This window comes from Arthrobacter sp. CJ23 (assembly GCF_024741795.1).
Lineage (GTDB): Bacteria > Actinomycetota > Actinomycetes > Actinomycetales > Micrococcaceae > Arthrobacter.
This window is the reverse complement of the sequence record NZ_CP102950.1, coordinates 4,391,367-4,414,602: the sequence shown is the minus strand read 5'-3', so window position 1 is coordinate 4,414,602 and position 23,236 is coordinate 4,391,367. Positions and strand designations below refer to the sequence as shown.

The following is a 23,236-nucleotide window of genomic DNA, read 5'->3' as shown; positions in this document are numbered from 1 at the left end:
AGGCCCATGCTGTCACATTCCTTGCCCCAAACGGGTCCTCCACAGCCCACAACGGCGAAGTAGGCTTGGGGCCATGACTACTACTGACAACGCACCGGAGGGCGTACTCCCACGCCCGGTGGTGGACAGGCTCCCCAAGTACGCGGCAGGCAAACCGCCGGCCGCGGTGGAGGGCCTCACCAGCTACAAGCTCTCGTCCAATGAGAACCCGTTGCCGCCGATCCCTGCAGTGCTGCAGGCCATCGCAGATCAGTCCGACATCAACCGCTACCCGGATCCGATGTCCACCAAGCTGCGCAACGCGCTCGCGAAGTTCCTGGATGTTCCCGCTGACGATGTCGTCACGGGCGCAGGCAGCCTCGGCGCGCTAAACCAGATCCTGGCCACGTTCGCCGGGCAGAACGACGACGGCAAGTCCGATGAAGTGATCTACGCCTGGCGTTCCTTCGAGGCCTACCCCATCTGCGTTGGCCTGGCAGGTGCCGAGAGCGTGCAGATTCCGCTGCTTCCGGACGGCCGCCACAACCTGGAGGCCATGGCCGCCGCCGTCACCGTACGGACCAAGGTGATCCTGCTCTGCACCCCGAACAACCCCACGGGCCCCGTCCTCAGCGCGGAGGAAGCGGAACGCTTCATCCAGTCGGTGCCGTCCGACGTCGTGGTGGTCATTGATGAGGCCTACCAGGAATTCGTCCGTGACGAGAACGCCGTGGACGGCATCAAGCTGTACCGCGACTACCCCAACGTGATTGTCCTGCGGACGTTCTCCAAGGCCCACGGGCTCGCGGGCCTCCGCGTCGGCTACAGCGTCTCGGGACCGCAGCTGACCCAGCACCTGCGCGTTGCCGCCACCCCGTTCGCCGTCTCCCAGATTGCCGAACGCGCCGCGGTGACCTCGATCGAGAACTTCGGGCAGGTTGTCGAAAGGGTACAAAGCATCGTGGACGAACGGGACCGCGTCACGGCGGGCCTGCGGAGCCTTGGCTGGTTCGTTCCTGAAGCCCAGGGCAACTTCGTCTGGCTCAACCTGGGCGAGAACAGCGGCGAATTTGCGGCATTGGCAGGGGAGCGGGCGCTCTCGGTCCGGGCCTTCGGGAACGAAGGTGTCCGGGTCAGCATCGGCGAGGTCGAGGCCAACACCCGTTTCCTCGAACTATGTGCAGGTTATACAAAGGCGCCGCGTTCTTCCTAGCGGTTAACAAATCCCGCGCGGCGCTTACTGCAGATAAAGTAAGGACGAAAGCCAAAATATATGCCCAATCCGGAATGCATTCCGGATTGGGCATATATCCCAGCGATACACATTGCTCAGCATCCGGCTGCGGCAGGCAAGGAGACGGTATGGGCTCGACACAACTGCCCACCCCCGGGACCGACGGAACAGTGGCGGAGGTCCCCACAGCGGGAGCCGTTTCCGGCGAGCCCGCCGCAGAGATGGTCCAACTGCTCGGCCCGGACGGCAAGCTCGGTACCGACCCCGTCTTCTCGGACTACGCCAAACGGATCGAACCCGAGCAGCTGCGCCGCTTCTACACGGACATGGCCAAGATCCGCCGCTTCGACCAGGAAGCCACCGCGCTCCAGCGCCAGGGCGAACTGGCCCTGTGGGTGCCGCTGACCGGCCAGGAAGGCGCCCAGATCGGCTCCGGCCACGCCAGCCAGCCGCAGGACTATATCTTCCCCACCTACCGGGAGCACGGCGTCGCGCTGGTCCGCAACGTGGACCTCGCTGACCTTCTGCGCCAGTTCCGAGGCATCTCCAACGGCGGCTGGGACCCCCGGGAGAACAACTTCCACCTCTACACCTTGGTGCTCGCGGCCCAGACGCCGCACGCCGTCGGCTACGCGATGGGCATCCAGCGCGACCAGAAGTTTGCCGAGGCCAGCGGTTCCACGGAACCCAAGGCCGCGGTCATGGCCTACTTCGGCGATGGCGCCAGCTCCGAAGGCGATGTCCACGAGTCCATGGTCTTCGCCGCCTCGTACAACGCCCCCGTGGTGTTCTTCTGCCAGAACAACCACTGGGCCATCTCGGTCCCCAGCTCGGTGCAGACCAAGATCCCGCTGGCCAACCGCGCCAAGGGCTACGGCTTCCCGGGCATCAGGGTTGACGGCAACGACGTCATCGCCGTGCACGCCGTCACCGAATGGGCCCTCGAGCACGCCCGCGAAGGCCGCGGGCCCGTCCTGATCGAGGCCTACACCTACCGTGTGGGCGCCCACACCACGGCCGATGACCCTACCAAGTACCGGGAGTCGGCCGAGGAAACCGCGTGGCGCGGCAAGGATCCGCTGGACCGCCTCGAAAAGTACCTGCGCGCCGAAGGCCTCGCAGACGACACCTTCTTCGAACAGGTCAAGGTGGACGGCGACGAGCTCGCAGCCCAAGTCCGTGCCACCACCCTCAGCCTGGAAGTCCCGGACATCCGCTCCTCGTTCGCCAATGTGTATGCCGAAAAGCATCCGCTGGTGGACGAGGAACTGGCGTGGTTCGAGGAATACTCGGCCGGATTCGAAAGCGACGCGGAGGCAGCCAACTGATGACCACCATGACCATTGCCAAGGCCATCAACGAGGGCCTGCGCGCAACGCTCAAGAACAACCCGAAGTCGCTGCTCATGGGCGAGGACATCGGCCCCCTCGGCGGCGTCTACCGCGTCACGGACGGACTGATCAAGGAATTCGGCGAGCACCGCGTGGTTGACACCCCGCTGGCCGAATCCGGCATCGTCGGGACGGCGATCGGCCTGGCCCTGCGCGGCTACAGCCCCGTCTGCGAGATCCAGTTCGACGGCTTCGTCTTCCCGGCCTTCAACCAGATCACCACGCAGCTGGCCAAGATCCACTCACGCACCAACGGCCGCTGCACCGTCCCCGTGGTCATCCGCATCCCCTATGGTGGCGGCATCGGCTCCATCGAGCACCACTCGGAGTCCCCGGAGGCCCTGTTCGCGCACACCGCAGGCCTGCGCATCATCTCCCCGTCCAATGCCCACGACGCCTACTGGATGATCCAGCAGGCCGTCGAATGCCAGGATCCCGTCATCTTCTTCGAGCCCAAACGCCGTTACTGGCTCAAGGGCGAGGTAGACGTCGAGAACCCCGGACCGTCGTCGGACCCGTTCCAAGCCCACACCGTCCGTGAGGGCAGCGACGCGACCATCGTGGCGTACGGCCCGCTGGTTCCGGTCGCCCTGGCCGCCGCCAACGCCGCGGCCGAGGACGGCCACAGCATCGAGGTGATCGACCTCCGCTCGATCTCCCCCATCGATTTCGACACCGTCGAGGCCTCCGTCAAGAAGACCGGACGCCTGATCGTGGCACACGAGGCCCCCACATTCGGCGGCATCGGCGGCGAAATCGCGGCCCGCATCAGCGAACGCGCCTTCCTGCACCTCGAGGCGCCGGTCATCCGCGTAGGCGGCTTCCACATGCCCTACCCCGTGGCCAAGGTGGAAGAGGACTACTTGCCGGACATCGACAAGATCCTCGAAGCCCTGGACCGCTCGCTGGCCTACTGAGCCGCCGTCCTGCCAACCGCCCCTGATTCAGCCCGCCGCCCGGCGGCCGGCACATCGAAATCGAGGACCCTGTGACTGTCAAGAAATTCAACCTCCCCGACGTCGGCGAAGGACTCACCGAGGCCGAAGTGGTCTCATGGAAGGTCCAGCCCGGCGACACCGTTGCCATCAACGATGTCCTCTGCGAGATCGAGACGGCCAAGTCGCTCGTCGAACTACCGTCCCCGTACGCCGGAACAGTCACGGAACTGCTCGTTGCCGAGGGCATCACGGTGGAGGTCGGGACGCCCATCATCGCCGTCTCCGACAACCAGCCCGGCGACGCCCCGAAGGCTCCGGCACCGGGAGCAGCCCCCGCCGTCGCGGCCCCGATGTACGGCACGCTGCCGATGGACGACGTCGAGACGCCCGCCGTCGGGCCGCTGGTGGGTTCCGGCCCCAAGGCCGACGCCGTCAAGCGCCGCCCGCGCAAGCGCCCGGAAGGCGCCGTGAGCGCACCGGCAGCAGGGGTCGAAAGCCCGACGCCGGCAGCAGCCCCCGCGGCACCGGCAGCCGTGATGGTACCCGCCGCAGCCCCCGCCGCCGAGCGGGCAGCCTCGCCCGCCGCGTCCCGCACGGCCGCCATCGGCGGCACCATCAGCGGGCTCGTCAGCAAGGTCCTCGCCAAGCCGCCGGTCCGCAAGTTCGCCCGGGACCTCGGAATCGACCTGGCAGACGTCGTCGCCACCGGCCTCCGCGGCGAAGTGACCCGCGAGGACCTGGTCAGCTACCAGGCCCAGCGCGACGCCGAACTGGACAAGGCCGGCGGCTTCTGGGGCGCCTCGCAGAAGCCCCAGGACCAGCGGATCGAGCGCATCCCCGTCAAGGGTGTCCGCAAGGCCACGGCCAAGGCCATGGTGGAATCCGCATTCTCGGCCCCGCACGTCAGCATCTTCGTTGACGTTGATGCCAGCCGCACCATGGAGTTCGTCAAGCGGCTCAAGGCCTCCCGCGACTTCGAGGGCATCAAGGTGTCCCCGCTGCTGATCCTCTCCAAGGCCGTCATCTGGGCCGCTGCCCGCAACCCCAGCGTCAACGCCACCTGGGTGGAGGACGCAGACGGCAAGGGCGGCGCGGAGATCCAGGTGAAGCACTACATGAACCTCGGCATCGCCGCGGCCACCCCGCGCGGGCTCATGGTTCCTAACATCAAGGACGCCCAGGACCTCTCGCTCAAGGAACTGGCCCTCGCCCTCAACGAGCTGGCCACCACGGCGCGCGCCGGCAAGACCCAGCCGGCCGAGATGCAGGGCGGCACGCTGACCATCACCAACATCGGGGCCCTGGGCATCGATACGGGCACGCCCATCATCAACCCGGGCGAGGTGGCGATCATTGCGTTCGGCACCATCAAGCAGAAGCCGTGGGTTCTGGACGGTGAGGTCATCCCGCGCTGGATCACCACCCTGGGCGGCTCGTTCGACCACCGTGTGGTGGACGGGGATCTCTCGGCACGCTTCATGGCGGACGTTGCGGCCATCCTGGAAGAGCCGGCGCTGCTCCTTGACTGAACACGTGGCTGCTGAGCACTCGACCGGGCACTCGACCGGGCGGCGCACGGTCTCTGGTACGCACCGCGTTGCCCGGTGGTTGACGGAGATTTTCCAGCCGCCGGTGGTGGTGACTGTGCTGATGCTTCTCAGCCCGGCTGCGGAGGCGGGGTTCCCCGGGACAATGTGGGCCGGGCTGCTCGGGGCGCTCTTCGTGTGCGTGCTGCCGCTGGCCTATGTCCTGGTGCTGGTGAAGCTGGGCAAGGTGAGCGACCACCACATCAGCGACCGCAAGCAGCGGGCGCCGCTGCTGCTGCTCGCCCTGGTGTCGGTCCTTGCCGGCCTGCTGCTGCTCCAGGCCATCCACGCGCCCGAGAGCGTCTCGATAATGATGCTGGCCCTGGTGGGCGGCATTGCCGTGCTCGCGGCGGTGAGCCATTTCTGGAAGATCAGCGGCCACGCCTCGGCCATATCCTCGGCTACCGTCATCGCTGTGCTGATGTTCGGGCCCGCGTGGCTGCCGCTGCTGCTTCTGGTGCCTGCCGTGGGCTGGTCGCGTGTGGTCCTGCGCGACCACACTCTGGGGCAGGTTGTTGCGGGGTCCCTCTTTGGCGGCGTCGTGATCGCCGGCCTGTGGTGGCTGCTGCGGGGCTGGCTGCTATAGCTGCAGTTCCTGCCGTCCAGGCCCAGCCCCCCGGGGGCGGGGGCCAGGAAGCCTAGAAGGCGGGGTAGCTGAGCAGCAGCGCGTTGAGCTCTTCAGTGGGCATGCTGCCTGCCAATCCCATTGCCAGCGACATTGCGATGGCGCCGATGGTCAGCATGGCAATGCCGGCCACGGTGAAGATCCGCCAATCGTCGCGCAGGAGGCTGGCGGCGGAATCGGGCATCTGCAGCAGGGGCGAGATCAGGTTCGGGGCACTGTCCCAGGATCCGTCGTCGAGGGTGGCGATGACACGGTCGTTGGCGCGGTCAACGCGCATGGAGCTGATGTTGTCGCCGTGGCGGGCAAGAAGAATGTCGTGTCCCACGCGCTGGCGCGGCTGCAAAGTAAGCAAAAGAGTAGTCCCTTGGGTTTGGTGGAGGGCTGTCGGCGCACTCCATTGGGGGCTACTCAATTTTATCGTCCGGGGGTTCGCGGGCACGCCTAAAGCCGGGTGAGGCTCCCCACCCGGCGGCGTGATCCGCGTCTAGTTGCCGGCTATGGCCGGTCGTCGGTCTTGGCGATGTAGACGTCGCACGGGGCGTTGTGGGCCACCGTGTTCGCGACGCTTCCCAGCACGCGGCCAAGTCCCTGCATGCGGCGGTTGCCGACCACGATCAGGCGGGCATCGACGAGCTCGGCCTCGTTGATCAGGGCGTCGCCGGGCTTTCCGCGTGCAGCGGTGTACGTGACCTCGAGCCCTTCGGTCTGGAGCTTTTCGGCGACGGTCCTGGCGACCTTTTCGGCCTCGGAGGCATCGGAAACGATCCAGCGGTCACCGCCGATTTCAAAAACCTCGGTGCGGTCGGTATCGAATGCGGTGACCACGCGAAGGCTCGCCCCCAGCGCCACGGCCAGGTGCTGCGCCGACTGCGCGGCCTTCATGGCAGTCTCGCTTCCGTCGACACCGACGATGACAATTCCGGTCATTCCCCTGCTCCTCTGCTAACGGCGGCTTCGATGGCTTCAGACAGTACAGGAGCCAGCCGGCGGACACCCTCGGCAATAGTATCCGGAGGCACGGCACTGAAGGCCAGCCGCAGCTTGTTGGATGGGCCGTCGGCGGGCGAGAATGCCGCGCCGGGAATGAAGACGACACCGGCGTCGATGGCCTTCTTGAGCAGGGGGTACGTGTCCACGCCTTCCGGAAGGGTCACCCACACGAAGAATCCGCCGTCCGGACGGGTCCAGCTCAGGCCCCTGGGCATGTGCTCGTCCAGTGCGGCCAGCAGTGCCTGGCAGCGCTCCGCGTACAGGGCGCGGTACGTCTCGATCTGCCCGCGCCAGTCGTAGTCGCGCAGGTAGGCCGAGACGATCATCTGGTTCAGCGGTGGCGGGCACAGGGTCACGGCCTCGGAGGCCAGGTAGAAGCGCCGCTGCAGGTGCGCGGGGACCAGCGCCCAGCCGATCCGCAGGCCCGGCGCGAAGATCTTGGAGAACGAGCCCATGTAGATGACATCGTCCGGGTTGGCCGCGCGCATTGGGGCCAGCGGGTGGCCGTCAAAGCGCAGCAGCCCGTAGGGGTTGTCCTCCAGTACGAGAATATTCGCCTTGCGGCATATATCGACGATCTGCTGGCGGCGGTTTTCTGCCAGCGTGATGCCCGAGGGGTTGTTGAAGTTGGGGATTGTGTAGAGGAACTTGACGTTCTTCCCCGCGGCCTGGAGTTCCGCGATCCGGGCCTCGAGCAGCTCCGGCACCAGCCCGTCGTCGTCCATTTCCACCGGTTCCGCCCGGACCTGGTACGCCTCGAAGGTGTTCAGCGCGCCCACGTAGGTGGGGCTCTCCACCAGCACCACATCGCCGGGGTTGCAGAAGACTTTGGCGGCCACATCCTGAGCGGACTGCGAGCCTGCGGTGACCACGATGTTCTCCGGCACGGCGTCCGTGATGCCCTCCGCGGCCATGATCTCGCAGATCTGCGTGCGCAATTCCAGGGTGCCCTGGCCGCCGCCGTACTGCAGCGCTGTCATGCCTTGCTCCGCAATGATGCGCGCGGCGGTCTGGCCCAGCTTCTCCAAGGGCAGGGACTGCAGATAGGGGTTTCCGCCGGCCAGCGACACCAGGCCAGGGCGCATGGAGATGTCGAAGACATCCCGCACGGCCGACTGCTTGATGTTGGCCGCCCGTTCCGAGAAGAGCTCCTCGTGCGGGTGGGCGGCCGTGGCCGCACGTTCGATGGCGTCGATGGCTTCCGCGGGCAGCTCGGGCCCGGCATCCAATGTTTCGTGGCTCACAGGGAAAGGATACTCCCCGATGTTGCCAATTAGGCAACAGTTGTTGCAAAGATTGCAGAGGATCTGTGCGTTGAGGCTTTACCTCGGGCGTCGGACGGGCTGGAATGGAGCCATGACACCGCACCCCAGCTCCGCAGCCAAGGCCGAAAGTTTCCACAAGCTCCACGCCGCCGTCCATGCGCCGCTGGTTTTGGTGAACGTCTGGGACGCCGCCTCCGCGCGGATGGTCGAGGAGGCGGGCGCGACGGCGGTGGCCACCTCGAGCTCGGCCGTCTCCTGGAGCCTGGGGTACCGCGACGGCGACCACCTGCCGCGCGTCCTCGCCCTGGAGGCGCTCCGGCGGATCGTGGCGGTGACGTCTGTCCCTGTGACGGCCGACGTCGAGACCGGCTACGGGCGCAGCGACGAGGAACTCCGGGACACCATCCTGGCGGTGCTGGACGCGGGCGCCGTCGGGATCAACCTGGAGGACTCCGCCGGGGAACCGCTGGCCGAGACCGCTGAGCAGGCGCGGCGGATCGCCGTGGTCCGCCGTGCCGCGGATGACGCCGGCGTTGACCTGTTCATCAATGCCCGGACCGATACGTATCTCTCCGGAAAGTTTCCAGGTACGGCATATGAGGAGACCCTGCGGCGCTCCGAGGCCTACCTGGCGGCGGGCGCCAACGGCGTCTTCGTCCCGGGCGTGGTGGACCTGCACGTGCTCCACGAGCTGTCCCGGCATATTGCCGCGCCGTTGAATGCCCTGGCCGGGCTCGGCGCCCCGTCGCCGCTGGAACTGCACGATGCCGGTGTGCGCCGGGTCAGCATCGGCGGCAACACCGCCAAGGCGGCCTACGCGACGGTGGCCAGGGTTGCCACGGAGATCATGGGCGACGGCAACTGGTCCGCTCTGGCCGGATCCCGCAGCCATGAGCAGATGGACGCCTTGTTCGAGGGGTAGGCGGGGACGTGGCCTGGAGAAAATGTCGTAGCCCGGTCTTAGCCTGAACGAGTTGATGCAGCCGGAGCGGGTGGGCAGGCGGAGCGACGGTTCGGCGGAAAGGCTCCGCAGGACAGGCCAGGAGGGGCAGATGGCAAGGCGAAGTGTGCAGTTCTGGCGCATTGAGCAGGTGAACGGTGACGAACTGATCCGTCCGTTCCCGGCCCGGCGCATCGCCGAGGTCCTGCGGGCTGCCCAAGCGCAGGGAACTGACCGGCACCTGAGGTGCGCCGATGGCACGGTCCTGCTGGCCCAGGCTGCGGCGCTTGCACCCCACCCCGTCCTGCTCCTGGACCGCGTCCGGGATTCCAATCTCCCCAGCATCGGGGACAGTGCTGGCCGGCGGAAGCCCTTGCCACTGGAGCCAGGAGACCACCTTCTGGAAACCAGCTACTTTGCGTTCCTTCCGCGCAATGTGATTGCCGTGCTCACCAGCGGCAACGGGCCACGGGCCTCCCGGCTGGGCGAGTACCTGGGCGGAATGCTCGGGCTGGAGCCCGGGCTGGTCCCCGTCGTGCGGGAGGACGTGGAGGAAATCCTGACGCGGCTGGAGGTGAGCCGCTTCGAATTTGCGCTCCCCGCGGAACGGCTCTCCGGCAAGCTGATGGAGGGGGAATGGGCCGACGTTCTGGACAGCGCCTCGCGGCTCATGAGCGAGGGGACGTTCCGCATCTCCCTGAGCGTGGGCCGCGCCGGCAAGGCCGAGGACAAGCAACGGATCAGGGACCGCATCCAGCAACTGATCGAGCTCTTCCGCAGGGCCGGCTCCGTGGAACATTTCGACTACGTGGTGGCCGAGGGCAAAGACTCCGTCACGGGCGAGCGCGAGGTGGTGGACCTGCTCAAGGAACGGTTCATCGCGCACATCGAGGTCGATGCGGATACGTTCAACGACCCCGCGAAGTCCACGGCCGAGGCCGTGGCGATCCTCAACCAGCAGGCCAAAGCCAACCAGGCCTTCTTTGCCCGCACGCTCCCCGGCACGGTGGGCGCCCCGGACGTGGATTCCATCCCGGAGATCGTGGCAGGCGGACTGGCCATACCTGGAAAGACCGGAGCGGGGACGGCAGCCGCCGGGAGGATCCCAATGGAGACTGCCGCGGAGGAAACCGGAGCGGACCATGAGCCTGTACGACGTTGACATGGAGCGGGTCCGGCGCAGGAACCCCTGGCGCTGGTTCCTGCTCCACCCCCGGGCCGACTATGTGTGGGCTGTGCTGGCGGTGTGGGTATGGCTTGGGCTGTCAGCCCTGCTGCGCCAGCCGCTGATGCTCGAAGGCGTGGGCGAAGCGGCCAGGAGCACCCTGTTCCAGACGCTTGCCGGGCTGTCCGGTGCCACGGCCGGCCTGACGCTGACGAGTGTGTCGATGCTGATCAACGTCCTCGGCAAGAAGGCCCCTCCGGGGCAGAGGGCCTTGCCGCTGGAACGGTTGACGCCGGATCACCGCAAGCAGATCGGGGACGTGTTCCTGGCCGCGATCCCGGGCCTGGGCCTGCTGGTGGTGGCCACTCTGTCCACGATTGTCCTGGAGGGCGACGGTGATACCGGCCTGTGGATTCCCGAGGCCGTCGTCTTCGTGCTCACCTTCGCCTCGGTCCAGGCGCTGCTGAGGGTCGCGTGGGCCCTGCGCCGCCTCATGGCGATTGCCACGGCCGGCTGAGCATGTCGTTCTGAACGGCCGCTGAGCATGGCGGCCCGACTGCCGGCTGAACACGGTTGCCCGAACGCGGCCTTCTCCAGTTCAGCGAAGGCTCAGTGCCTCGTCCAGGGTCTTTCCGTCGATGTAGATTTCGGCCCGCGAGGCGCCGGTGGCGGCCACGATTGTCTGGGTCAGCTGCGCTTCGATCCGGGGGTTGTCGCATACACCGCCGGGCCGCAGCGAGCCGCTGAGGTCCACCACAACCGTTGTGCCGCTGAAATAGCCCGAGACGAAGTGCAGGGCCGAGCCGGACAGCGCGTTGTACAGACCGGACTCCTGGGCGGTGGTGTTGGCCGGATCGAACAGCCTGCCCAGTGCCGTGGTCAGGGGGTCGTCCGTGGCTACGCCGCTGCGGACCGGGACCAGGCTGTCGTTGCAGCCGAAGCGCACCCCGCGGCTGCCGCCGTCGTCGATGGCAACGTAGTACACGGCGGGCCCAGAAGGCACGGCAACCCGTGGAAGCGTGGTTGCGGGCGGTTGGGCCGGCGCCGTCGAGGTGCCGCTGCCGGACGGGGCAGCTGGCTGCGGCGCCGAGGGCGGGCCTCCGGTGCCCGTACCTGTCCCGTTGCCCGTGCCAGGCGCGGTTCCGCCCGGAGTGGTCTGTGGTGCCGTGGTGCCGGCGGGACTCCCCGATGGTTCCCCGGAGCCGGGGCTGGTGGACGCTCCGCCGGTGCCTGCCGGCGTCGGGACAGCGTCCGGCATGGGTGATGGTGAAGGGCTCGGGGCTGGAGCCGCGGCAGGGGACGGCAGGGGACCGGCGGCCTGAGTGGCGCCGCCCTGGACGGGGAACTCAGGAGGAACGGCGCAGCTGCTGAGCCACAGGGGGAGCGCCAGGCACACGGCCACAACCGCCGTCGTCGACGTTTTCCCGCTGCGCCTGGTCCGCATGACAGCCCCGCAATCCTGCCTGGTCCACCTGTAATTCAACGTTACGGCGCGGCCCGGGGTGGCGGAACGGCCACGCGGTGACAGTTCGGCCTCAGCTCCGTCACGGAATGGTTGCACCCCCAATTGCGCCGCCCACAGGCGGAAGCAAGACGCCCGGCGCGCCGCCCACGGGCGGAGGCAAAACACCCACGCGGCAGCAAGACGCCCCCGCTCCGCCAGTGGGTGGAACGGGGGCGTCTCACGTGCACGGTCCATCAAGGACCGGCAGGGCAGGCCGTGGCTAGGCTGCTGCTTCTTCTTCCTGGACGGCCGTCAGGGGCTCGAAGATGCCCTTGATCTGCTCAACAACCTCGGCGTCGTCCTTCGGGTGCAGATCGGCGAAGCGGATCATGGAACCCGGAACGGCCAGCTTGACGTCCTCGAGGACCTTGGCGCCGGCGATCCCTGCGGCCTTGCGGGCCTCGTCCTGTGCCCAGACGCCACCGAACTGGCCAAAGGCGGTACCGACGACGGCGGTCGGCTTGCCGGCCAGCGCGCCGGCGCCGTACGGGCGGGACAGCCAGTCAATGGCGTTCTTCAGCGATGCCGGCATGGTGCCGTTGTGCTCGGGGGTGACCAGCAGGAGGGTGTCGGCGCTGTTGGCGGCGGCGCGGAGGGCGGCTGCCTCGGCCGGGACCTGGCCCTCGACGTCGATGTCCTCGTTGTAGAACGGGATGTTGCCCAGGGAGCCGTGGATCTGTACGTCTACGTTTTCCGGGGCGTTCTGCTGGATGGCTTCGGCCAGCTTCTGGTTGTGTGAATCGGCGCGCAGGCTGCCGACGAGGGCGAGAACGGTGTTCTTCGACATGGAGTCTCCTTGGGTCTGGCCTGGGGCTGGGCCCCCGGCCGGCGGATGGTGAGGCGTTTGAAGCCTTCGTACATGCTAAACGGACCATGGTCCGGTTAATATTCCCGTGACTAGAATGTTTCTTGTGAGCATGATCCCCATCCGGCCGGAGGTGCCCTTCGGCGCCCCCGCGGAGCGCAGCGACGCCGCGAGGAACCGTGAGCGCCTCCTGCAGGCCGCCCGGGAACTCGTGGCCGAGTACGGTGCCGAGGCCCTGACCATGGACGCGCTCGCGTGCAAGGCGGGCGTGGGGAAAGGGACCGTCTTCCGGCGGTTCGGGAACCGCGCCGGGCTCATGATGAATCTCCTGAGCGACGCCGAGGCCGCCTTCCAGCGGCAGTTCATGTTCGGGCCGCCCCCGCTGGGCCCCGGGGCGCCTCCGCTCGAGCGCCTTGCCGCCTACGGCGAAGGCCGTATCTACTTCGTCCTTGAATACGGCGAACTGCTGAAGGGTGCCGGGGTGACGCCACGCAACCGCTTCGACGCCCCTCCGGCGATGCTGGCCCACCGCCACGTGGAACTGCTCCTGCGCGAAGCCGGGATGGATGAGGATCCGTGGGTCATGGCAATGACCCTGTGCTCGGCGCTGGACCCTGAGCGGATCGTCAATGATGTCCGCGTCCATGGCATATCACCCAAGCGCCTGGCAGCCTCCTGGCGGCAACTCGTGACCCGGATTGTCAATCCCGTCTAATTCCCCGTGCAATTTCCGCAGCGCGAAAAACTCGATCTTGACCGGAATTGTCATGTTACCCGTGGTGATGTTCATAACAATCTGGGACCATGCTTGCAGGAACGCGCGTCCGTGAAAAATGTGAAGCAGTTCTTATGGTAGTTTCCTTTTGAATGTGACCTGCACCATACAGGCGGGGACTGATTGGACGGCAGCACTGGTAACCACCGCCTGCCCGACTTAGTGCCACTTCCGGCCACAGCCGGGAAACGGCGGAAGGACGAGCGTTGACCTTTATTGCCACAGCCATGGCGCCCCGCACGCGGGCGTCACGCCATGATCCGGAGCTCCGTGCTCAAGGCAGACGCCCAACATGCTGAAGTATCTTCTGAAGCGCTCAGGCATCTACCTGGTCATGATTTTCCTGACCACCAGTGCCGGCTATTTCCTGGCCGTTTCTTCGCTGAAACCTGCATTGCTCGAACAGGAAAAGATTCCGCGGCCCACCCCTGAGCAGGTCACCAACTCCTTCCGGCTCCTGGGGCTGGACCCCACCAAGAATCCCTGGGAACGCTACGTCGACTGGCTCGGCGGAATCATCACCAGGTGGGACTGGGGCCGCAGCCCCAACGGCGCCTACGTGAATGCCGAGTTCGCTGACCGTGTGATGGTCTCCACCCGGCTGTTCATTGCGTCCATCATCCTCACTCTCGTCATCGGCGTGGCCCTGGGCGTCTACTCGGCGGCCCGGCAGTACAAGTTCCAGGACCGGGCCATCACCTCGTACAGCTACCTGGTGCACATCCTCCCCGCGCCGATCGCCTACTTCCTGGTCCAGCTGGGCGCCATCAACATCAATGAGGCCCTGGGGCAGCGGATCTTCTTCGTCACCGGAATCTCGACGCCGGGCATCGACCCGGGCTGGCCGGCCTTCGTGGACCTGGTGGCCCACTACGCCGTGCCCACCTTCGCCATGACCGTGTTCGGCTGGGCCGGATACCAGATCGCGCAGCGCCAGTACCTGCTGGACAACGTCAACGCAGACTTCGTCCGCACGGCCCGTGCCAAGGGCCTCAGCCGCAACCAGGCCATCACCCGGCATGCCCTGCGCGTGTCCTTCATCCCGGTGGCGCAGAGCATCGCGTTCACCATCCCGGCCATCTTCACGGGCGGCTTCTTTGCCGAGGCGATCTTCGCGTGGCCCGGCGTGGGCCTGTGGAGCATCCAGTCGATCGGCATGCAGGACGTCAACGTGGCCACGGCCATGCTCGCCTACGGCTCCGTGATCTTCGCGGTGGGCGCCATCCTGGCCGATTTCGCCACCACAATCGTCGATCCGCGAGTGAGGGTCCAGTAATGACGAATCTCATCGACCCCATTTCGGAAATCGACGAGGCCCGGGCGGCGCAGGACGTTGTCATCGCCAAGTGGCGCATCATCTTCCGCCGCTTCATGCGGAACCGGACCGCCGTCGCCGGCTTATTCATCTTCCTGGCACTCTTCCTCTTCTCCTGGGTGGGCGGTTTCCTGACCCCCTGGGACAAGGAGACCATCGACCCCTTCAACATCGGCATGGGCCCCTCGCCCGAGCACTTCCTGGGCACCTCCCAGGCCGGCATCGACCTGCTGGCCATGGCGGTGGAGGGAACGCGCATCTCGATCCTCATCGGCGTGATCGTGGGCGGCCTCTCGGTGCTGATCTCCGCGATCTACGGCTGCAGCATGGCGTTCTTCGGCGGCAAGGTGGACTCCATCATGCTGTTCATCCTGGAGGCCCTGATCATGATGCCGGCCATCCTGGTGGTGGCCGTGGCCACCGGGGGCGGCGGCAGCGACGGACTCAGGGCGCTGCCCAGCTGGCTGCTCCTCATCGTGGTCCTGCTCGTCTTCAGCTGGATGGGCACGGCCCGCCTGGTCCGGTCCCTGTCCATGTCCCTCATGCAGCGGGACTACGTCAAGGCCGCGAAGTACATGGGCGTCCCGTCCATGAAGATTGTGCGCCGCCACCTGGTCCCGAACATCGGCTCCCTGCTGGTCCTGGACTTCACCCGCGGCGTCACCGGCGCCATCCTGGCCGAGGTGGCGTTCTCCTTCATCGGCATCGGCATCAAGACCCCGGACATCAGCCTGGGCGTGCTGATCGGCCAGGCCACCGGCCAGGTGTCGTCATTCCCGTGGATGTTCTGGGTGCCGCTGACCATCATGTTCCTCCTGACCGGTTCGCTGGCCATGATGAACGACGGCCTCCGGGACGCGTTCGACCCCAGCTCCAGCTCCATTGGCAGCGCCAAGACGAAGACCGCAAAGAAGACAAGCGCATGAGCACCAACATCGAACAGCCCACCAGCCAGCAGCCGGCCAGCGGCCCAGCAGGTGCTCCAGAGCGTGCTCCGGCAGGCCGGCAGACGCCCGCCGAGCGCCTGCGCGACGTCGGACTGTACGCCCCCGGCGACGCCGTCCTGAGCGTCCGTGACCTGAACGTCCGCTTCAACTCCGAGAACGGCGTGGTCCATGCCGTGCGCGGCGTGGACTTCGACCTGATGGCAGGCAAGACCCTGGGCATCGTGGGCGAGTCCGGCTCCGGAAAATCGGTCACCTCCATGGCGATCATGGGGCTGCTGCCCACCACGGCGGAGATCACCGGATCCGTGCGCTTCAAGGGCAAGGAACTGCTGGGCCTGGGCGACAAAGCCATGTGCAAGCACCGCGGCAGCGACATCGCCATGGTGTTCCAGGACCCGCTCTCCTCGCTGACCCCCGTCTACACGGTGGGGCGCCAGATCATCGAGGCGCTGACCATCCACAACCCCACCATGAGCAGGCAGGCCAAGGAGGCCCGCGCCGTCGAGCTCTTGCAGATGGTGGGCATCCCCAGCCCCAAGGACCGGATCAAGGCGTTCCCGCACGAATTCTCCGGCGGCATGCGCCAGCGCGTCATGATCGCCATCGCGATCGCCAACGATCCGCGGGTCCTGATCGCGGACGAGCCGACGACGGCCCTGGACGTGACCATCCAGGCCCAGGTCCTGGAGGTGCTGCACACCGCGCAGGAGGAAACCGGCGCCGCCGTCGTGATGATCACGCACGACCTCGGCGTGGTGGCCGGCATGGCCGACGACATCATGGTCATGTACGCGGGCAAGCCCGTGGAGACCGGCACCGTGGAGGACATCTACTACAACCCCCGCATGCCCTACACGATGGGCCTGCTGGGGGCGGTTCCGCGCGTGGACGCCTCGCAGAAGACCTCGCTGGTGCCGATCGAGGGCACCCCGCCCAACCTGGCGCTGCCGGTGACGGGCTGCTCGTTCGCGCCCCGCTGCCCGCTGGTCAGCGACGCCTGCCTGGCCGGCGAACCGGAGCTCTGGGCGGTGTCGGGGAGCGACGGCCACCACGCCGCCTGCATCAAGACCGATTCGCTCGCCACGGAAGTGGATGTCCACCAGATATTCCACGCCCCGCCGGTTCCGGTGTCAAAGTTCGACGGCGTCCCCCGTCAGGAGCGGAAAACCGTCCTTGAGCTCAAGGACGTGAAAAAGCACTTCCCGCTGCTCAAGGGTGCACTTTTCAAGCGCCGCATCGGCACGGTGAAGGCCGTGGACGGGCTGAGCTTCGACATCCGCGAGGGCGAGTGCCTCTCGATCGTGGGGGAGTCCGGCTGCGGCAAGACCACCACGCTGCTGGAGATCATGGAGTTCCACCCGGACCAGCAGGGCGAGGTGGTGATCGGCGGCGTCAGCAACAAGGTGGCCACGGACGCGAAGACCAAACAGGCCATGCGCAAGGAAATGCAGATGGTGTTCCAGGACCCCACCGGTGCCCTGGACCCGCGCTTCACGGTCTACGAGGTGCTGGCGGAACCGCTGGAAAACTTGGGGCTCCCCAAGGCCGCCATCAAGAAGCGGATCATGGAGCTGCTGAAGCTGGTGGGCCTGCAGGCCGACCACGTAAACCGCTTCCCCAACCAGTTCTCCGGCGGCCAGCGCCAGCGCATCGGCATTGCCCGGGCTTTGGCGGTGAACCCCCAGCTGGTGGTCCTGGACGAGCCGGTGTCCGCCCTGGATGTCTCCGTGCAGGCCGGGGTGATCAACCTGCTGGACCAGCTTCGCGCGGAACTGGGGCTGAGCTACCTCATGGTGGCCCATGACCTGTCCGTGGTCCGGCATATTTCGGACCGGGTGGCCGTGATGTACCTGGGCAAGATCGCGGAGACCGGGGACGTGGACCGTGTGTTCGACAACCCCCGCCACCCCTACACGCGGGCGCTCCTCTCGGCGATTCCGGTGCCGGACCCCGCGGTGGAACGGACCCGCGAACGCATCATCCTGCGGGGCGATCTGCCTACTCCGCTGGATGCGCCCAAGGGCTGCAACTTCGCCACGCGCTGTCCGGTCTTCGCGGCCCTGCCGGAAGCCAAAAAGGAAAAGTGCCTCACCGTTGAGCCGCCGCTCACTCCGGAAGGCGACGACCAGGAGTTTGCCTGCTTCTTCCCGGACGGCCAACTTGATGCCGACATGCTGGTGGTGCATGCCTAAGAACAGTGCCGGCTATTTCTAGACTCCAAGTATTCCAGTCGTAAAAAAGTGAAGGGAACACCATGAAGAAGTACATGACAATCGGCGGCGCGGCCATTGCCGCGGCACTGATGCTGTCCGGCTGCGGCGGGGGAACGCCGTCCGGCCCGGAGACGCAGAAGGGCCAAAGCTCCGGCGGCGACATCAACAAACTCATCAGCATCAACGCCAAGGACGCCAAGGACCTGGAGCAGGGCGGCACGCTCACCCTGGCCCTGGGCAGCATCGGCCCGGACTTCAACGGCTTCTCCAACGTCGGAAACAGCGCCGACAACACGGCCCTTCACGCCCCCATGGACCAGGCGTCTGCGGACGGGTCCACCTTCGGCGGCTGCTGGACCGCGGACTTCGACGGTACCGCTGTACTCAACAAGAACTTCTGCGAGGACTTCAAGAGCGAGGTCAAGGACGGCAAGCAGACCATCACCATCAAGGTGAACGACAAGGCCACATACAACGATGGCACCCCCATCGACGTGAAGGCCTTCACCAACACCTGGAACATGCTCAAGGGCGCGGACAAGTCCATTGATATCGTTTCCTCGGGTGCCTACGAATTCGTTGACTCGGTCAAGGCCGGCGCCAATGACAAGGAAGTCATCGTCACCACCAAGCAGCCGGTGTTCCCGCTGAGCGACCTCTTCTCCGGCATCGTGCACCCGGCCGTGAACACGCCCGAGATCTTCAACACCGGCTTCACCGGCAACCTGCACCCGGAATGGATGGCCGGCCCGTTCAAGCTCGAGCAGTTCGATTCCGCCGCCAAGACGGTCACCCTGGTCCCCAATGACAAGTGGTGGGGCGCCAAGCCGGTCCTGTCCAAGGTGGTCTTCCGCCAGATGGAGAGCGCAGCCACCATCGCGGCCTTCAAGAACGGCGAAATCGATGCCACCAGCGGACGCACCCTGACCCGCTACAAGCAGCTCGAAGGCTCCAAGAACGCGGACGTGCGCCGTGGCCAGCGCCTCTTTGCCGGCGGCCTGAACCTGAACGCCCTCCGCCCCTCGCTGACCGATGTGGCCGTCCGCAAGGCCATCTTCGCCGCCGTGGACCGCGCGGCCATCCGCAACGTCCGCTTCAACGGCCTGAACTGGGAAGAGGAGAGCTCGGGATCGATGATGCTGATGCCGTTCTCCAAGTACTACCAGGACAACTACCCGGTCAAGGAGACCGGCGCCGAGGCCGCCAAGAAGGTCCTCGCCGACGCCGGCTACAAGGCCAACGACAAGGGCATCATGGCCAAGGACGGCGTCCCCGTCGCCTTCAAGATCACCAACTTCGGTGACGACCCCACCGCACTGGCCACCACCCAGACCCTGCAGAAGCAGCTCCAGGCTGCCGGCATGGACGTCGGCATCGACCAGCGAGGCGACGCCGACTTCGGCAAGGTGGTGGGCGGCCGTGACTTCGACGTCACCATCTCCGGCTACACCGTGGCCCCGGACGCCACCGCTTCGGTGAAGCAGTTCTACGATTCCAAGACGAACGAGAACGAACTCGGCGACGCCGAACTGGACGCCGACATTGCCAAGCTCGCATCCATCCAGGACGACACCGAGCGCAACAAGGCAGCCATGGAAGTCGAGCGCAAGCACATGGCCAAGTACTTCTCCATGGGCACCGTGCTGAACGGTCCGGAAATCCAGTTCGTCCGCACCGGCCTGGCCAACTACGGCCCGTCGCTGTTCAAGAGCCTGTCCAACGTTCCGGACTGGACCACCATCGGCTGGGAAAAGGGCGCCAAGAAGTAAAGCGCAGCAAAAGCAACACCTGGCACGTCGGCCGGCATCCCATGGGTGCCGGCCGCCGTGTGTCCGGCAGCGGCGGGTCCGGGTACCGTGGTGCCATGACGGCCAAACCCATCCGCACCGCAGTCGCCGGCTACGGGCTGTCCGGCAGCGTGTTCCACGCGCCGTTCATCGCCGCCAGCCCCGCGTATTCCCTTGACGTCATCGCCACCTCCGACGCCGGCCGGCGGGCCGCGGCGGACGCCCGGTACCCGGGGGTGCGGTTCGTGGACGCCCCAGCGGACATCCTGGCGCTCGCCGGGGAGCTGGACCTCGTGGTGCTCGGCACGCCGCCGTCGACGCATTTCGCGCTGGCCAAGGCGGCGCTGGAAGCCGGGCTGGACGTCGTCGTGGACAAACCGTTCGTGGTGCACAGCGCACAGGGACGGGAACTGATCGATCTGGCCGCGCGGCTGGGCCGCGTCCTCACGGTCTACCAGAACCGCCGCTGGGACGGCGACGCTCTCACCGTGAAGAAACTGCTCGACGCCGGCACGCTGGGGACCGTGACGCGGTTCGAGTCGGGCATGGAGCGCTGGGCGCCGGCGATCGCCAAGGCCTGGAAGGCCGGCGCCACGGCGGAGGACGGCGGCGGGGTGCTGTTCGACCTGGGCACGCACGTCCTGGACCTCGCCGTGCAGTTCTTCGGCCCCGCGCGGGTCACCTACGCAGAGATCACGGCACGCCGCCCACAGGAGCACGCCGATGACGACATCTTCCTCGTCCTCCGGCACGACTCCGGCGTGGTGAGCCACCTAACGCTCAACCTCAACAGCCAGCTGCAGGGCCCGCGCTTCCGCATCCTGGGCAGCGAGGGCGGCTTCGTGAAGTTCGGGGCCGACCCGCAGGAACCCTACCTGCTGGGCGGCGGGCTGCCCACGGACCCGGCCTACGGCGTCGAGCCTGAAGGAAACCAGGGGACCCTGGAACGGGACGGCCGGCGCACGCCGCTGCCCACCGAACGCGGCGCGTACCCGGAGTTCTACCGCATCCTCGCCGCAAAAATCGACGACGGCGGGGCCTCCTCCGCGCTGCCCCTCCCGGTCGATCCTGCCGGCCCGGTGGAGGTCCTCAAGCTGATTGAACAGGCCCGGACCCTTGTTTAATTGTGAGCCAAGTCACTAAGGTCTAACACGCAGGGCGCATGCCAAAACATGGGCCGGATGCACCCTGGAAATGGACCGCGACAAACCGTCGGCGGAAACGTGAACAGAGATCTATCCCAGCGCGGCCGCCTGCCATCGCAGGCTGCCGGATGCTGGTGGAATGGAGCAGCAGCATGCGAAAACTCACACGATTCGTGGCACCCCTGGGCGCCCTTGGCCTGGCCGTAGGCTTCTTTGCGGCAACGGCGCCGCCGGCCGTCTCTTCACCCGCCCAAAGCGGGGAGATGCAGAACTACGTGGTCCTGTACAAGGCCAACAGCGTGGGCGCCGCTTCGCTGGCCGCGCTCCGGCAGGCCGGCGGAACCCTGGTCCAGACGTACCCGCAGATCGGCGTGGCAATCGTGAAATCGGACCGCGTTGGCTTCGACTCCACGCTGCGCGCCAAGGACGGGGCCGTCCAGGGTGCCGCCGCCACGGCGTCGTTCGGCGTCGGGCTCCAGGAGGACACAACCGACGCGGCCGCCGCGCCGGTGGAACCTGGAACGCCGGCTCCGGGCAACGACAACCTTTCCGGGCTGCAGTGGGACATGGACCAGATCCAGGCCCCGGCCGCGCGGGCCATCAACGGCGGCAGCGCCTCCGTGGTGGTGGGCGACATCGACACCGGCCTGGACTACACCCACCCGGACCTTGCCCCGAACGTCGACTTCTCCAAGAGCGTTTCCTGCGTTGGCGGCGTCCCCAACCAGGACCCTGCGGCGTGGATGGACGCCAACGGCCACGGCACGCACACGGCCGGGACCATCGCCGCCGCCAAGAACGGCATCGGCATGGTGGGCGTTGCCCCGAACGTGAAGATCGCCGGCATCAAGGCCGGCAACGATGACGGGTTCTTCTTCCCGGAGGCCGTGATCTGCGCCTTCATGTGGGCAGGCACCAACGGGATCCAGGTGACCAACAACAGCTACTTCGCCGATCCCTGGCTCTTCAACTGCAAGAACGATCCGGGCCAGCGGGCCATCTGGGAAGCCGAACGCCGCGCCATCAGGTTCGCCCAGCAAAGCGGCACCACCGTGGTGGCGGCCGAGGGCAACCAGTCCGACGACCTGGCGCACCCCACCCAGGACGTCACCAGTCCGGATGACACCACCCCCGTCACCCGTGACATCAGCAACGCCTGTGCCGTGGTTCCCGTGGAGGTTCCCGGCGTGATCGGCGTGACGGCCAACGGCAACAAGCAGTTCAAGTCGTACTACTCCAGCTATGGCGTGGGCACGGCCTCGGTGGTGGCTCCCGGAGGGGACCGCCGTCTCCAGGTCACCCCTGCAGCCGTGAACGGCCGCGTGCTGTCCACTTGGCCGTCCGCTTCACCCTGCCCCGCCGCTTTGACCGTGGTGGATGCGGGCGCGACGTACTGCTACCTGCAGGGAACGTCCATGGCTTCACCGCACGTGGCCGGCGTGGCTGCGCTGGTGGTGAGCACCGGCGTCAGCAGCCCCGGCACGGTGGCGTCGCGGATCAACAACACCGCCGACAATCTGGCCTGCCCGGTGGACATGTCCGTCTACGCGCCGTTCCCGGCCGTCGACAACGGCGCACCCCAGGTGTGCCAGGGCGGTGCCGGCTACAACGGCTTCAACGGCCATGGCCAGGTGAACGCCCTCCGCGCGATCGGCGGCTGACGCGCACTCACTGGTTCGCAGCGACTAAAGCACGACGGCGGGTCCCCGGTTTCGCTCGGAAGCCGGGGACCCGCCGCCGTGCCCTAGGAAAGAATTTTCGGCGCGGCCGTAACTTTTCCGTGGCCGCGGACGATGTAGGGGGAGTACGGAACGGGCCCGCAGCCGACCGAGCGCTGGCGGGCAGAACCGTTGCCGAAGTAGTCCTACACGTTTTTCGGAGGGTTCCATGTCCTTGTTCTCTGTCCTTGCCACCAGCAAAATCGCCGCCGGCGTCCTGGCCGCCGGAGCCGTAACGCTTGGTGGAACCGGTATTGCCGCCTACAACGGCGTGCTCCCCAGCGATGTCCAGCAGAGCGCCCACGAGTTGCTCGGTGCCCCCGCCCCGGCCGTGGAGAAGGCAGCCGACGCCGCCGCAGCCGCACAGGCCAAGGCCGCCGAGGCCGCCGCAGCCGGCAAGGCAACAGCCGAAGATGCCGTTGGAGCCGCCAAGGCCAAGGCCGAGAAGGCTGTTGCCGATGCCACGTCCCCCGAAGCCTTCGGCCTCTGCACCGCGTTCCTCAACGGCGGCCTGACGGCCGGCACCAAGGTTCCCGGCTACGAATCCCTGGCAATTGCCGCAGGCGGCGACGCCGAAGTTGAGGCGCACTGCGAGGCTGTGGTGGAGGCCGGCAAGGCCGCCGGCCTGAAGGCTGACGGTTCCGCGAATGCCGCAGTCGACGCCGATGCTTCCGTTTCCTCGAAGGCTCCCGCCGTGCCTGCAGTTCCGGCTGTTCCCGCCGTTCCGGCCGACCCTGCGGTTCCGGCCGTTCCTGCCCTCCCCTCGCAGCTTCCCACGGGCGTCCCGGCCGTTCCCGGCGCACCCGCCGGTTCTGTCCGCTAACCACTCGGCGGCTACGCTCTTGAATGCGGGGCTCCTTGGCTGAGGCCAGGAGCCCCGCTACGCAACAGACAGCAGCGGCAGTGGTTCCACG

At 66.9% G+C, this 23,236-nt stretch carries 22 protein-coding genes; 17 read left to right on the top strand and 5 right to left on the bottom strand.

The window, feature by feature from the left end:
* Positions 1-73: 73 nt before the first annotated feature.
* The 5 genes from NVV90_RS19960 (at position 74) to NVV90_RS19940 (ending at position 5,714) form a co-directional block, all read left to right on the top strand.
* A complete protein-coding gene (locus NVV90_RS19960; RefSeq protein ID WP_258438973.1) occupies positions 74-1,192 on the top strand; it encodes a histidinol-phosphate transaminase in 1,119 nt (372 codons plus the stop codon).
* A gap of 149 nt (positions 1,193-1,341) precedes the next feature.
* A complete protein-coding gene (pdhA, locus tag NVV90_RS19955; RefSeq protein ID WP_258438972.1) occupies positions 1,342-2,541 on the top strand; it encodes a pyruvate dehydrogenase (acetyl-transferring) E1 component subunit alpha in 1,200 nt (399 codons plus the stop codon).
* Complete coding sequence (locus NVV90_RS19950) at positions 2,541-3,521, top strand: alpha-ketoacid dehydrogenase subunit beta (protein WP_258438971.1); 981 nt, start codon at positions 2,541-2,543, stop codon at positions 3,519-3,521. Before pdhA ends, NVV90_RS19950 begins: the two co-directional genes overlap by 1 nt.
* Positions 3,522-3,592: 71 nt before the next feature.
* Entirely contained in the window at positions 3,593-5,071 is a 1,479-nt protein-coding gene (locus tag NVV90_RS19945; RefSeq protein WP_258438970.1) for a dihydrolipoamide acetyltransferase family protein, read from the top strand.
* A 4-nt stretch (positions 5,072-5,075) separates the two neighbouring features.
* Positions 5,076-5,714 (top strand): phosphatidic acid phosphatase, encoded by a 639-nt coding sequence (locus tag NVV90_RS19940; protein ID WP_258438969.1) that lies wholly within the window; start codon positions 5,076-5,078, stop codon positions 5,712-5,714.
* A gap of 52 nt (positions 5,715-5,766) precedes the next feature.
* Here the strand turns inward: NVV90_RS19940 and NVV90_RS19935 are convergent, their stop codons facing one another.
* The 3 genes from NVV90_RS19935 to NVV90_RS19925 form a co-directional block, all read right to left on the bottom strand.
* Complete coding sequence (locus tag NVV90_RS19935; RefSeq protein ID WP_258438968.1) at positions 5,767-6,105, bottom strand: hypothetical protein; 339 nt, start codon at positions 6,103-6,105, stop codon at positions 5,767-5,769.
* 143 nt (positions 6,106-6,248) lie between these two features.
* Positions 6,249-6,680 carry a universal stress protein gene (locus NVV90_RS19930; protein WP_258438967.1) on the bottom strand — a complete coding sequence of 144 codons (432 nt, stop codon included), beginning with the start codon at positions 6,678-6,680 and terminating at the stop codon, positions 6,249-6,251.
* A complete protein-coding gene (locus NVV90_RS19925; RefSeq protein WP_258438966.1) occupies positions 6,677-7,987 on the bottom strand; it encodes a PLP-dependent aminotransferase family protein in 1,311 nt (436 codons plus the stop codon). The genes NVV90_RS19930 and NVV90_RS19925 overlap by 4 nt, the downstream gene beginning before the upstream one ends.
* Positions 7,988-8,099: 112 nt before the next feature.
* On the opposite strand from NVV90_RS19925, the gene NVV90_RS19920 reads away from it, so the two are divergent.
* The 3 genes from NVV90_RS19920 to NVV90_RS19910 all read left to right on the top strand — a co-directional run bounded on the left by NVV90_RS19920 (position 8,100) and on the right by NVV90_RS19910 (position 10,630).
* Positions 8,100-8,930 (top strand): isocitrate lyase/phosphoenolpyruvate mutase family protein, encoded by an 831-nt coding sequence (locus NVV90_RS19920; protein WP_258438965.1) that lies wholly within the window; start codon positions 8,100-8,102, stop codon positions 8,928-8,930.
* A 130-nt stretch (positions 8,931-9,060) separates the two neighbouring features.
* On the top strand, positions 9,061-10,110 hold the full coding sequence (locus tag NVV90_RS19915) for a hypothetical protein (protein WP_258438964.1): 1,050 nt from the start codon (positions 9,061-9,063) through the stop codon (positions 10,108-10,110).
* On the top strand, positions 10,091-10,630 hold the full coding sequence (locus tag NVV90_RS19910) for a hypothetical protein (protein WP_258438963.1): 540 nt from the start codon (positions 10,091-10,093) through the stop codon (positions 10,628-10,630). The genes NVV90_RS19915 and NVV90_RS19910 overlap by 20 nt, the downstream gene beginning before the upstream one ends.
* A gap of 81 nt (positions 10,631-10,711) precedes the next feature.
* On the opposite strand, the gene NVV90_RS19905 is transcribed toward NVV90_RS19910, so the two are convergent.
* Positions 10,712-11,116 carry a GerMN domain-containing protein gene (locus tag NVV90_RS19905; RefSeq protein WP_258438962.1) on the bottom strand — a complete coding sequence of 135 codons (405 nt, stop codon included), beginning with the start codon at positions 11,114-11,116 and terminating at the stop codon, positions 10,712-10,714.
* A gap of 16 nt (positions 11,117-11,132) precedes the next feature.
* Between NVV90_RS19905 and NVV90_RS19900 the strand changes: the two genes are divergently transcribed.
* Positions 11,133-11,435 (top strand): hypothetical protein, encoded by a 303-nt coding sequence (locus NVV90_RS19900; RefSeq protein WP_258438961.1) that lies wholly within the window; start codon positions 11,133-11,135, stop codon positions 11,433-11,435.
* 402 nt (positions 11,436-11,837) lie between these two features.
* Here the strand turns inward: NVV90_RS19900 and NVV90_RS19895 are convergent, their stop codons facing one another.
* Positions 11,838-12,404: an NAD(P)H-dependent oxidoreductase gene (locus NVV90_RS19895; protein ID WP_258438960.1), complete on the bottom strand. Its 567-nt coding sequence runs from the start codon at positions 12,402-12,404 to the stop codon at positions 11,838-11,840.
* A gap of 124 nt (positions 12,405-12,528) precedes the next feature.
* On the opposite strand from NVV90_RS19895, the gene NVV90_RS19890 reads away from it, so the two are divergent.
* The 8 genes from NVV90_RS19890 (at position 12,529) to NVV90_RS19855 (ending at position 23,145) form a co-directional block, all read left to right on the top strand.
* Positions 12,529-13,137 carry a TetR/AcrR family transcriptional regulator gene (locus tag NVV90_RS19890; protein ID WP_258438959.1) on the top strand — a complete coding sequence of 203 codons (609 nt, stop codon included), beginning with the start codon at positions 12,529-12,531 and terminating at the stop codon, positions 13,135-13,137.
* Positions 13,138-13,489: 352 nt separating this feature from the next.
* Complete coding sequence (locus NVV90_RS19885; protein WP_258438958.1) at positions 13,490-14,473, top strand: ABC transporter permease; 984 nt, start codon at positions 13,490-13,492, stop codon at positions 14,471-14,473.
* The gene (locus NVV90_RS19880; protein ID WP_258438957.1) at positions 14,473-15,438 is read left to right on the top strand and encodes an ABC transporter permease; all 966 of its coding nucleotides are present in this window, start codon (positions 14,473-14,475) and stop codon (positions 15,436-15,438) included. The genes NVV90_RS19885 and NVV90_RS19880 overlap by 1 nt, the downstream gene beginning before the upstream one ends.
* Positions 15,435-17,651, top strand: coding sequence for an ABC transporter ATP-binding protein (locus NVV90_RS19875; protein ID WP_258438956.1), 2,217 nt, complete (start codon positions 15,435-15,437; stop codon positions 17,649-17,651). The genes NVV90_RS19880 and NVV90_RS19875 overlap by 4 nt, the downstream gene beginning before the upstream one ends.
* Positions 17,652-17,713: 62 nt before the next feature.
* Positions 17,714-19,441, top strand: a complete 1,728-nt coding sequence (locus tag NVV90_RS19870) for an ABC transporter family substrate-binding protein (protein WP_258438955.1) — start codon at positions 17,714-17,716, stop codon at positions 19,439-19,441.
* A 95-nt stretch (positions 19,442-19,536) separates the two neighbouring features.
* Positions 19,537-20,583 carry a Gfo/Idh/MocA family oxidoreductase gene (locus tag NVV90_RS19865; protein ID WP_258438954.1) on the top strand — a complete coding sequence of 349 codons (1,047 nt, stop codon included), beginning with the start codon at positions 19,537-19,539 and terminating at the stop codon, positions 20,581-20,583.
* Positions 20,584-20,756: 173 nt separating this feature from the next.
* A complete protein-coding gene (locus NVV90_RS19860) occupies positions 20,757-22,265 on the top strand; it encodes a S8 family serine peptidase (RefSeq protein ID WP_258438953.1) in 1,509 nt (502 codons plus the stop codon).
* A 226-nt stretch (positions 22,266-22,491) separates the two neighbouring features.
* Positions 22,492-23,145 (top strand): hypothetical protein, encoded by a 654-nt coding sequence (locus NVV90_RS19855; RefSeq protein ID WP_258438952.1) that lies wholly within the window; start codon positions 22,492-22,494, stop codon positions 23,143-23,145.
* Positions 23,146-23,236 lie beyond the last annotated feature (91 nt).

Coding starts and splice junctions, on each gene's coding strand:
- NVV90_RS19860 (WP_258438953.1), top strand. CDS start 20,757: ATGCGAAAACTCACACGATTCGTGGCACCCCTGGGCGCCCTTGGCCTG.
- NVV90_RS19920 (WP_258438965.1), top strand. CDS start 8,100: ATGACACCGCACCCCAGCTCCGCAGCCAAGGCCGAAAGTTTCCACAAG.
- NVV90_RS19915 (WP_258438964.1), top strand. CDS start 9,061: ATGGCAAGGCGAAGTGTGCAGTTCTGGCGCATTGAGCAGGTGAACGGT.
- NVV90_RS19855 (WP_258438952.1), top strand. CDS start 22,492: ATGTCCTTGTTCTCTGTCCTTGCCACCAGCAAAATCGCCGCCGGCGTC.
- NVV90_RS19910 (WP_258438963.1), top strand. CDS start 10,091: ATGAGCCTGTACGACGTTGACATGGAGCGGGTCCGGCGCAGGAACCCC.
- NVV90_RS19875 (WP_258438956.1), top strand. CDS start 15,435: ATGAGCACCAACATCGAACAGCCCACCAGCCAGCAGCCGGCCAGCGGC.
- NVV90_RS19885 (WP_258438958.1), top strand. CDS start 13,490: ATGCTGAAGTATCTTCTGAAGCGCTCAGGCATCTACCTGGTCATGATT.
- NVV90_RS19950 (WP_258438971.1), top strand. CDS start 2,541: ATGACCACCATGACCATTGCCAAGGCCATCAACGAGGGCCTGCGCGCA.
- NVV90_RS19930 (WP_258438967.1), bottom strand. CDS start 6,680: ATGACCGGAATTGTCATCGTCGGTGTCGACGGAAGCGAGACTGCCATG.
- NVV90_RS19960 (WP_258438973.1), top strand. CDS start 74: ATGACTACTACTGACAACGCACCGGAGGGCGTACTCCCACGCCCGGTG.
- NVV90_RS19880 (WP_258438957.1), top strand. CDS start 14,473: ATGACGAATCTCATCGACCCCATTTCGGAAATCGACGAGGCCCGGGCG.
- NVV90_RS19870 (WP_258438955.1), top strand. CDS start 17,714: ATGAAGAAGTACATGACAATCGGCGGCGCGGCCATTGCCGCGGCACTG.
- NVV90_RS19895 (WP_258438960.1), bottom strand. CDS start 12,404: ATGTCGAAGAACACCGTTCTCGCCCTCGTCGGCAGCCTGCGCGCCGAT.
- pdhA (WP_258438972.1), top strand. CDS start 1,342: ATGGGCTCGACACAACTGCCCACCCCCGGGACCGACGGAACAGTGGCG.
- NVV90_RS19865 (WP_258438954.1), top strand. CDS start 19,537: ATGACGGCCAAACCCATCCGCACCGCAGTCGCCGGCTACGGGCTGTCC.